Here is a 9,177-nt window from a genome sequence, read left to right on the forward strand (position 1 = left end):
TCGTATTCACCGGGCCGGCCGTCGTATCGTCGTCGAACCAGCGTGCGGTGACCGTCTTGGTCTGCGTGTAGAACTGCACGACCTGCTTGCCGTACGGGCCGAGATCGCCGAGCTTCGAGCCGCGCGAACCCGTGAAGCTGAAGTAGGGCACCGGCACCGGAATCGGGATGTTGATGCCGACCTGGCCGATGTCGATCTCGCTCTGGAACTTGCGCGCAGCCGCGCCGCTCTGCGTGAACAGGCCCACGCCGTTGCCCATCGGGTTACGGTTGACGAGCGCGATCGCTTCGTCGAGCGTGTCGGCTTCGAGCACGACCACCACCGGCCCGAAGATTTCTTCCGTGTAGATCGACATGTCGGTCGTCACGCCCGAGAAGATCGTCGGGCCGACGAAGTTGCCCTGCTCGTAGCCGGGCACCTTCACGTTGCGGCCGTCGAGCAACAGCGTCGCGCCTTCCTTCACGCCCGCGTCGATCAGCGACAGGATGCGTTCCTTCGCGGCCTTCGACACGACCGGCCCGACGTCCGTGCCGGCTTCCGCGCCCGCATTGACCTTGAGCGCCTTCGCCTTTTCGACGAGCTCCGGCAGCCAGTCGCGCGCCTTGCCGACCAGCACGACGACCGACGTCGCCATGCAGCGCTGGCCGGCCGCGCCGAAGCCCGCGCCGACGAGTGCGTTGATCGACTGCTCGCGGTGCGCATCGGGCAGCACGACCGCGTGGTTCTTCGCGCCCATCATCGACTGCACGCGCTTGCCGTGCTGGCTGCCGAGGTTGTACACGTGGGTGCCGACCCGCGTCGAGCCGACGAACGAGATCGCCTTGATGTCCGGGTGCGTGCAGAGGCGGTCGACCACCGTCTTGCCGCCGTGCACGACGTTCAGCACGCCTTGCGGCACGCCGGCCTCGATCGCGAGCTCGACGAGCTGCATCGTCGACAGCGGATCCTGCTCCGACGGCTTCAGCACGAACGTGTTGCCGCAGACGATCGCCATCGGGAACATCCACAGCGGAATCATGCCGGGGAAGTTGAACGGCGTGATGCCCGCGCACACGCCGATCGGCTGGCGCAGCGTGTAGGTATCGACGCCGCCCGCGACGTTCTCCGCGAATTCGCCTTGCTGCAGCGTGCCGATCGAGCAGGCATGCTCGACCACTTCGAGGCCGCGGAAGATGTCGCCCTGCGCGTCGGGCAGCGTCTTGCCTTGCTCGGCCGTCAGCGTGTGCGCGATCCGTTCGAGATTGCGGCGCACGAGATCCTGGAACTTCAGCATGATGCGCAGCCGCGCGCCGATCGGCGTCGTCTTCCACGTCTGGAACGCGCGCTGCGCGGACGCGATCGCGGCGTCGACCTCGTCGAGCGTCGCAAACGGCACGCGGCCGATCACTTCCTGCGTCGCGGGGTTGACGATGTCGCCCCATTCGGCGCTTTGCGATTCGACGAACGCGCCGTCGATCAGCAGCTTGGCGGTGGGCAGGGCGAGGGTGGTCTGGGGAACTGCGGCGTTCATGGATGTCTCCGTAAAGCGGTGTGACGATGAAAAGGGTGTCTGCTTCCGCCGCGCGTCCATGCGCGGCGGGCAGCAGGCTGAACTGAAATCGATCGAATGCAGGCCGGCATGCTCACGTGCGTGCCGGGCGCATCAGTGCGGTACACACGAGCGCGAACACGCCGAAGCCGACGAGGTACGCGATCACGTAGTGCGGCTGGCCGCCGCCGGCCTTGAGCAGCGACGTCGCGATCATCGGCGCGAAGCCGCCGCCGATCACGCCGGCGAGCTGCACCGACAGCGAGATGCCGCTGTAGCGGATTTCCGCCGGGAACTGCTGCGCGAACAGCAGCGATTCCGGCGCATAGAGGATCGGGAACACGACGCCGAGGCCGAGCACGATCGCCCACCACGCGTACGACGTCTGCTGCGTGCCGAGCATCATGAAGAACGGTGCGGCGAACATGCACATCAGCACGAGGCCGATCGCGAACATCCGGCGCTGGCCGATGCGGTCGCTCAGGTGGCCGCACAGCGGCATCGTGACGAGCGACAGCGCCGCGCCGGCCGTGATCGCGTGCAGCATCTCGGCCTTCGGCAGATGCAGCTGCTGCGTCGCGTACGCGAGTGCGAACGTGACGACCATGTAGAACCACGTGTTCTCGGCGGCGCGGGCGCCGACGATCGTCAGCACCTCGCGCGGATGGCGGCGCAGCGCGGCCGTCACCGGCGACTTCTCGGCCTTGCCCTGGCGCTGCATCTTCTCGAAGTCGGGCGATTCGGGCACCTTCGCGCGGATGAACCAGCCGAGGCCGACGAGCGCGATGCTTGCGAGGAACGGCACGCGCCAGCCCCACGACAGCATGTCGGCTTCCGGCAATGCGGCCACCGCGGCCATCGCGACCGACGACAGGATCAGGCCGAGCCCGACGCCCGTCTGCGGCAGGCTGCCGAACAGCCCCTTGCGGCCTTTCGGCGCGTGTTCGACGGCCATCAGCACCGCGCCGCCCCATTCGCCGCCGACGGCCATCCCCTGCAGGAAGCGCATCGCGATCAGCAGCGCGGCGGACCAGTAGCCGATGCTGTCGTACGACGGGATCAGCCCGATGATCATGCTCGGCACGCCCATCAGCAGCAGCGTGATCATCAGCATCGACTTGCGGCCGATGCGGTCGCCGAAGTGGCCGAACACGATGCCGCCCATCGGCCGGCCGATGAAGCCCACCGCAAACGTGCCGAATGCGGCGAGCGTGCCGACGACCGGGTCCAGCGACGGGAAGAAGATGCGGTTGAAGACGAGCGCGGCGGCCGTGCCGTAGAGGAAGAAGTCGTACCACTCGATCGTGGTGCCGGCCATGCTGGCCCAGCCGGCCAGCAGGTAGTGCTTCGCGGTGCGCTCGGGCGCCGGCGCCGCGACTGTCGCATGCTCATCGAGGGTGGATCGCGTCTGCATGGTGTCTCCGTGGTGGTGCCGCGGCTCGTGGTCCGCAGGTCACGGTCGAGTATAGTTATGCGCGGATTCATCATGTACCGATAAAGAAACCGGTTGGATGTGCATTTATGCATATCGACGGCCGGCCCGGAGACTTCAGCCCCTTTTTATCTCGCTCATGCGACACGCCACCGAGCCGGTTTCCGGCAACCTGAACTGGGACGACCTGCGCTTTTTCCTCGAAGTCGCGCGCACGCAGCGCGCGAGCGGCGCCGCGAAGCGGCTGGGCGTCGACTACACGACCGTCGCGCGGCGCATTCGCGCGCTCGAGGCCGCGATGGGCACGCTGCTGTTCGACAAGTCGCGCTCCGGCGGCTTCACGCTGACGGCCGAAGGGCAGCGGCTCGTCGCCTATGCGGACGCGATGGAGACGACCGTGCAGTCCGCGTGCGACCAGGTCGCGAACACGGGCGAGGCGCTGTCGGGCCACGTGCGGATCGGGTCGACGGAAGGGTTCGGCTGCTTTTTCCTCGCGCCGCAGCTCGCGCAGTTTCGCGCCGAGCATCCGCACGTGACGGTCGACCTGCTGCCAGTGCCGCATTTCGTCAACCTGCCCAAGCGCGAGGCGGACCTGGCGATCACGCTCGAGCGGCCCGAGCGCGGCCCTTACGTGGTCACCAAGTTGTGCGACTACCAGCTGCGGCTCTATGCGACGCGCGACTATCTCGCGAACCACGCGCCGATTACCTGCACGGACGATCTCGCGCAGCACGCGTTCATCAGCTACGTCGACGATCTCGCGTTCAGCAACGAACTGCTGTACCTGGACCGCGCGGTGCCGGGCGCGACGGCCGGGCTGCGCACGACGAGCGTGATCGCGCAGTATTTCGCGGCGCTGCAGGGCGGCGGGCTCGCGATCCTGCCGTGCTTCATGGCGGCCACGCAGCCGGCGCTCGTGCCGGTGCTGCCGGACGACGTGGTCGTCACGCGGTGTTTCTGGCTGACGTGCCGCGAGGATCTGCGCAAGCTGCGGCGCGTGACCGCGCTGTGGGATTACCTGCGGGCGGCGGCGGACGCGAATCGCGCGCTGCTGTCGGGCGAATCGGGGACGCTGAGGTTCGTCGGCGAGCCGGAATAGCGCGTGACGTGGCCGCGGCGAAGGCGGCTGTGCGGTTCATTGCACGAACACGACCCGGCGGCGAACCTGCCGGCAAGCGAAGCATTGAAGCATCGGGGAACCGGGGGCAAGACAGATGGCATTGACGCATGCGGGCAAGGTCTTCGTGGTGTGTGTGGCGGTCTTTGCCGCGGCCGCTTATTGGCTCGCGTCGCGTATGGTGCGCCGCCAGTCCGGCGGCAAGCGCGGTGCGAAGGGGGCGCCGAATCGCGGCGCGGTCGCGTTCTGGTGGCTCGTGTGTTTTTGCCTGGTGTCGCTGTTCTTCCCGTTCGCGTACTGGATCGGCGACGAGTTCTACGTTCTGGCCGTCTCGCCGAAATACGAGGCGACCGTCGTGTCCTACACGTCCGAGTGGGATACCTGCGAGCGCCGCGACAGCGACGGGCGGACCGAACGGTATCGGTGCCTGAAATACACGTCGATACTGGAAGCCGCGCTGCCCGACGGCAAGCGCGTGGTGATGCCGGGCAATGTCCGTTCCGGCGGCGCACCGGAAATCGGCGAGCGGATCGATGTCGTGTGGCCGCCCGGTGCGGATCAATGGCACGAACGCAGCGTGCGCAGCGTCGGCCTGCTGGCCGGCGGCGCGGTGATGGTCGCGATGATCGGGTACTTCATTTACCTGATCGCGGCGTACGGCGCCGGCCGCAACATCGACCGCGCGGCGCGCTTCGGCGTGGCGGCGGTGATGAACGGGCTCGTGCCGCTCGGCGCGCTGCTGATGGAAATCGGGCTCCTGAGCGTGCCTTACCGCTACTGGTTGAAGGGGAATCCGGAGGCGTGGCCGGTGTGGGTGCTGGCGCTCTGCCTGCTGTTCGCGCTCTCGCTGCTGCCGTTGCTGCTCACCTACGCGCGAACCGCCTGGCGCGCGGTCGTGAAGTAACGGAGGCGGCGGGGCGGTTGTGCCATGATGTGCGAACCGGCAACCGCCAGGAGACGGTCGTGGAAATTCATTCGCAGTGGACGTTCGATTGCCGGCCCGAGCATGTCTGGCCGCATTTCCTCCATGCCCGGATGGACGACACGCGGCCGTTGCTGTTCCGCCTCGGCGTGCCGAAGCCGGTCAGTTGCCGCGTGCTCGAAGGCGTACCGGCCGTCGGCAACACGCGGCAGTGCACGACCGATCGCGGCACCATCGACCAGCGGATTCTCGTGCTCGACGAGCCTCGCCGGCTGCGTTACCGGATGGTGGCGTCGACGGTGTGGTGCCGCGACTGGGTCGGCCTGCTCGAGGACGAATTCACGCTGACGCCCATCGAAGGCGGCAGGACACGCGTCGAACGGCGCACCGTGTTCAGTGCACGCGGGCTTCTCACGCCGGTTCGGCAGATCGGGTTGTGGCTCGCGCTGCAGCAGGCGCACCGGTATGCGGCCCGCAACTGGCGGCGCCTCGCGATGGCGGCGCAGGGGCAGGCAGTCGCGATGGAGCCGGCGCGCTAGGCCTGGCGCGCCGCGGGCGCGTAGTAGATTTGCCCGATATCCGTGTCGCGCACCTGGCCGTTGCGTTCGGCCTGGGTGCGCGTATCGAGGAAATCGAGCGTGCACAGCTCCGGCCGGTCCAGCGCCTTCAGGATGCTCGACGTGCGCCACGCCGGCAGCCAGTCGGACCACGACAGCCGCACGCCCACGAGCAGCGCGAGCAGGATGCCCACCGCGAGCGGCCCGCCCAGCAGCATGGCCAGATCGATACCCAGGTCGGAAAAGCCGCCGTCGCTGGTCCATAGCACCAGGATCATGATCGGGATGAGCAGGCAGTTCATGCCGATGAACATCCATTTCCACGCCAGCCACAGGCTGTGCGTGAGGCCTGCCAGCCCTGTGTCGCTGCACGCGTGATCCATGACCATGCGGTGCCGGTCGGGAGACGACAGCGCGAACAGGCGGCCGCGGCGGTCGACTACGGCAACCACGTCGTCGCCGACGTTGAAGCACTGGCCGCCCAGGAACCCGCGGTACGACTCGCCGCCGATTTCGATTTCCACCGGAAGCTTCGCGAACAGGATCTTGCCGTTCTTCCCGACGGTCACGTACGCGTTTTCCGAGACGAAAGTCTTGGTCTCGCGCAGGTTCGCGTATGACCACGTCGCAGGATGCTCGACCTTGTCGGCCGCGGCGTTCAACCGGGCCAGGATGAGGTCTTCGTCGGTTTGCTGAAACACCAGCGCGTTGGCCGCGGCCCCGTTGCCGGTGAGTGCCGCCATGATTGGCACCACGTTGTGCGTGAACCAGTAGCCGAGCGATTTCTTGCGAGCTTCAGGGTCGACGGGCGGCACCTGGCGGCTGCCGGCCGTGCCTTGGTCGGGGCGCTCGAGAAAGCGCATCGCGGTCAGTTTGCCTTCGACAAGACGCAGGGGTGACGACATAAGGGTAGGCGGCCGCGACGGGACAGGACAGGGTTTGCGGAGTCTACCAGTCGTCTGTCGTCGCGCCTGACGCGCTCGATGCGCCATCCCGCCGGCGCTGCATCGCGGCCGGCCACGCCGCGATCACGCACCGGAATCCGGCATTCAACCCGGGCAGCCGAGCCGGTCCGCGAGTTCGTTCAGGTCCCTGACGTCGAAGTCCCACGCATCGTCGGCTTTCAGGTCGGTCGTCTGGCCCGGCCCGTGTTCGGTCGGCCGCAGCACGAACGCGGTCGACAGCCCCTGCCGGCGCGCGGCCGCGAGATCGCCGTTGTGCGCGGCGACCAGGCACAGCTCGGCCGGTTCGATGCCGAGAATCTCGACCGTATCGCTATAGACCTGCGGCGACGGCTTGTACGCGCGGACGACTTCCGCGCCGAGAATCGCATCCCACGGCAGTCCCGCGCGTTTCGCGACGTCGACCATCAGCCGGATGTTGCCGTTCGACAGCGGCGCGATGATGAAGCGTCGCTTCAGCCGTTGCAGCGCCGCGACGGCGTCGGGCCATGGGTCGAGGCTGTGCCACGCGAGGTTGAGCGCGTCGATGTCGGCGTCCGGCACGTCGACGATCCCGTAGCGGTTGAGCGTGCGGACGAGGTTCTCGCGGTGCAGGACGTCGAGCCGCACGTAGCGGCGACGCCCGCTGCGGATTTCTTCCATCGACGGCGAATATTCGGCCCGCCACGCATCGGCGAATTCGAGCGGGTCGAGCGCGGGTGCGTAGCGGTCGAGGAACGCGGCGGCGCCGCGTGCGACGCCGCTTCTCCAGTCGACGATCGTTCCGAAGACATCGAAAACGAGCGCCTTGATTTCGGCAGGGTTCGTCATGGTGATCCAGTGAGGGTCGATCGATGAGGTGTCGAATCGCCGTGCCGCCCGACTGCGCGACGCCGGTTCGATCATCATTGAATCACGGATACGGAAAGGCGGTTTGGCCGGTCGCGAGGTCGTCCGGTTTGCGCCGCCTCCGGAGGCGCGTGAGTCCTCAATGCCACTTGCGGATCTGCACCTGAACCTTCCCGTCCCGAATCGGCATCACATCGGGACTATCCTCCCCGACTTCGCTCGCGATCAGGTCGTTCAGGCGGCCGTTCATCGCGAGCAGCAGCTCGCCGTGCTGTTTCCGGTCCATCGCGAGATTGCGCATCTCGCCCGGATCGCTCGCGATATCGAACAGCTCGACGTCGTTGCGCGCGAACAGGTCCTCCATCGTCGTCGGCCGGTTGAATTCGAGCGGCGAGAAATAGCGCGTGAACCGGTAGCGGCCGTCGAACACGCTGCGGATCGTGCCGCGCAACCGGAAATCCGGCTGCTGCGCGAGCGCGCGGCGCAGCAGCTCGTCCTCCGGCACGCCTTTCTGGCGCATCGTGCCCAGTTCCTTCAGCATCCATTCGCTGTCGTAGTAGAGCAGCATCGCGTAGTTGAACAGCGTGGCGTCACGTGCTGCGTGCAGCTTCGCCCCGGCCGGCTTCGCGAGCCAGCGCGTCAGGTCGTGCCCTTTGAGCGCGCTGCCGCGGATCGACGCGAGACGCGCATCGTCGAGGCCGGTGAGCCCGAGCAGCGTCGGCGCGATGTCGATGTGCGACGTCAGCGCATCGCACTGCATGCCGCCCGGATACGCGGGATGGCGGATCACGAGCGGCACGTGGTTCTGCGGCTGGTACGCGGTGGCGCCCTTGCCGACGAGCTGGTGCGCGCCGATGTGATCGCCGTGGTCGGCCGTCATCACGACGATCGTGCGTTCGTCGAGGCCGAGCGCCTGCAGCGACTGCAGCAGGCGCACGACGTGCGTGTCGCAGTCGCGCACGCAGTTGAAGTAGTTGTCCTGATAGATGCGCAGGCGTTCGTCGGTGAACGGATAGCGCCCGACGAGGTTCGCATGCGCGGCGTTGAACATCCCGTGCGCGGGCGGCCGCCCCGGTTCGTCGTACGGTTGCCGCCTCGATGCCGCGAGCGGCTCGTCTTGCCACGACGTGCGATACAGCGCGTCGTTCGGCGGCGGCGCGTTGCCGAGCATCGGGTGGTTCGCGTCCTGCACCGTCGAGCCGTTCGTGTCGGTGTTCACGAACATCGCGTCGTGCGGATTCACCAGATTCACCGCGAGGAACCACGGTTTGCCTTCCTTCGCGAGACGCGGCGCGTGGTTGCGCATCCAGCTCACCGCGGCCTCGGCCGTGATCCCGTCGTACTGGTAGCCGCCGCGCACCATCCCGATCAGGTCGCCCACGCCGAAATAGTCGTCGAAACCGTACGACCGGATCGTGCGGTTGTAGTCGGCCACCGGCGCCGTGTACGGGCTTGCGGTTTCGTGCATCGACGCGCTCAGGTGCCACTTGCCCAGATACGCGGCGTAGTAGCCGGCGTCGCGCAGCATGTGGCCGACGGTGCGCACGTCCGGCGACATGTCCTTCTGCCAGGGCACGCCCGCGTTGTCGAGCACGCCGGTGTGCTGGATGTGCTGCCCGGTGTACACCGTCGAGCGCGACGGCGAGGACACGCAGGCGGGGATCGGGTGGTGCATGAACGTGATGCCGGCGCGGAGCAGCGCGTCGAGGCCCGGCACCGGAAACGGCGAGCGGTCGAAGGGGGGCTCCTGGTCGGTCAGGATGAACAGGATGGTGTAGCCGGCCGGCGGCGCGGCGGGCGCGATCGTCGCGCCGTGGAACGCGGGTGCGGG

The 9,177-nt window shown here is 67.6% G+C and carries 8 protein-coding genes; 3 read left to right on the forward strand and 5 right to left on the reverse strand.

Going from position 1 to position 9,177, the window contains the following annotated elements:
* Both G3N93_RS27410 and G3N93_RS27415 read right to left on the reverse strand, forming a co-directional pair.
* The coding region (locus G3N93_RS27410; RefSeq protein WP_206134372.1) for a CoA-acylating methylmalonate-semialdehyde dehydrogenase at positions 1-1,510 on the reverse strand (1,510 nt) is incomplete at its 3' end.
* A 112-nt stretch (positions 1,511-1,622) separates the two neighbouring features.
* Positions 1,623-2,942 carry an MFS transporter gene (locus tag G3N93_RS27415; protein WP_206134373.1) on the reverse strand — a complete coding sequence of 440 codons (1,320 nt, stop codon included), beginning with the start codon at positions 2,940-2,942 and terminating at the stop codon, positions 1,623-1,625.
* Between the two features lie 157 nt (positions 2,943-3,099).
* Here G3N93_RS27415 and G3N93_RS27420 point away from each other — a divergent pair, with 157 nt between their 5' ends.
* The 3 genes from G3N93_RS27420 to G3N93_RS27430 all read left to right on the forward strand — a co-directional run bounded on the left by G3N93_RS27420 (position 3,100) and on the right by G3N93_RS27430 (position 5,538).
* Entirely contained in the window at positions 3,100-4,059 is a 960-nt protein-coding gene (locus G3N93_RS27420) for a LysR family transcriptional regulator (RefSeq protein WP_174936028.1), read from the forward strand.
* Between the two features lie 115 nt (positions 4,060-4,174).
* A complete protein-coding gene (locus G3N93_RS27425; protein WP_206134374.1) occupies positions 4,175-4,981 on the forward strand; it encodes a uracil permease in 807 nt (268 codons plus the stop codon).
* Positions 4,982-5,040: 59 nt separating this feature from the next.
* Positions 5,041-5,538: a hypothetical protein gene (locus tag G3N93_RS27430; protein ID WP_206134375.1), complete on the forward strand. Its 498-nt coding sequence runs from the start codon at positions 5,041-5,043 to the stop codon at positions 5,536-5,538.
* Here G3N93_RS27430 and G3N93_RS27435 read toward each other — a convergent pair.
* From G3N93_RS27435 to G3N93_RS27445, 3 genes are all read right to left on the reverse strand, one after another.
* Entirely contained in the window at positions 5,535-6,371 is an 837-nt protein-coding gene (locus G3N93_RS27435) for a hypothetical protein (RefSeq protein WP_307873433.1), read from the reverse strand. The two genes, G3N93_RS27430 and G3N93_RS27435, sit on opposite strands and share 4 nt — an antisense overlap.
* Before the next feature lie 234 nt (positions 6,372-6,605).
* Positions 6,606-7,328 (reverse strand): haloacid dehalogenase type II, encoded by a 723-nt coding sequence (locus tag G3N93_RS27440; protein WP_206134377.1) that lies wholly within the window; start codon positions 7,326-7,328, stop codon positions 6,606-6,608.
* Positions 7,329-7,485: 157 nt separating this feature from the next.
* Positions 7,486-9,177 (reverse strand): sulfatase-like hydrolase/transferase (locus G3N93_RS27445; protein ID WP_206134378.1); only part of this gene is annotated, 1,692 nt, incomplete at its 5' end.

Source organism: Burkholderia sp. Se-20378, from assembly GCF_017104665.1.
In the GTDB taxonomy this organism is placed as follows: Bacteria; Pseudomonadota; Gammaproteobacteria; order Burkholderiales; family Burkholderiaceae; genus Burkholderia; species Burkholderia lata.

Excerpts from the sequence above, each read along its gene's own strand:
- G3N93_RS27415 (WP_206134373.1), bottom strand. The coding sequence starts at position 2,942 with ATGCAGACGCGATCCACCCTCGATGAGCATGCGACAGTCGCGGCGCCG.
- G3N93_RS27420 (WP_174936028.1), top strand. The coding sequence starts at position 3,100 with ATGCGACACGCCACCGAGCCGGTTTCCGGCAACCTGAACTGGGACGAC.
- G3N93_RS27425 (WP_206134374.1), top strand. The coding sequence starts at position 4,175 with ATGGCATTGACGCATGCGGGCAAGGTCTTCGTGGTGTGTGTGGCGGTC.
- G3N93_RS27440 (WP_206134377.1), bottom strand. The coding sequence starts at position 7,328 with ATGACGAACCCTGCCGAAATCAAGGCGCTCGTTTTCGATGTCTTCGGA.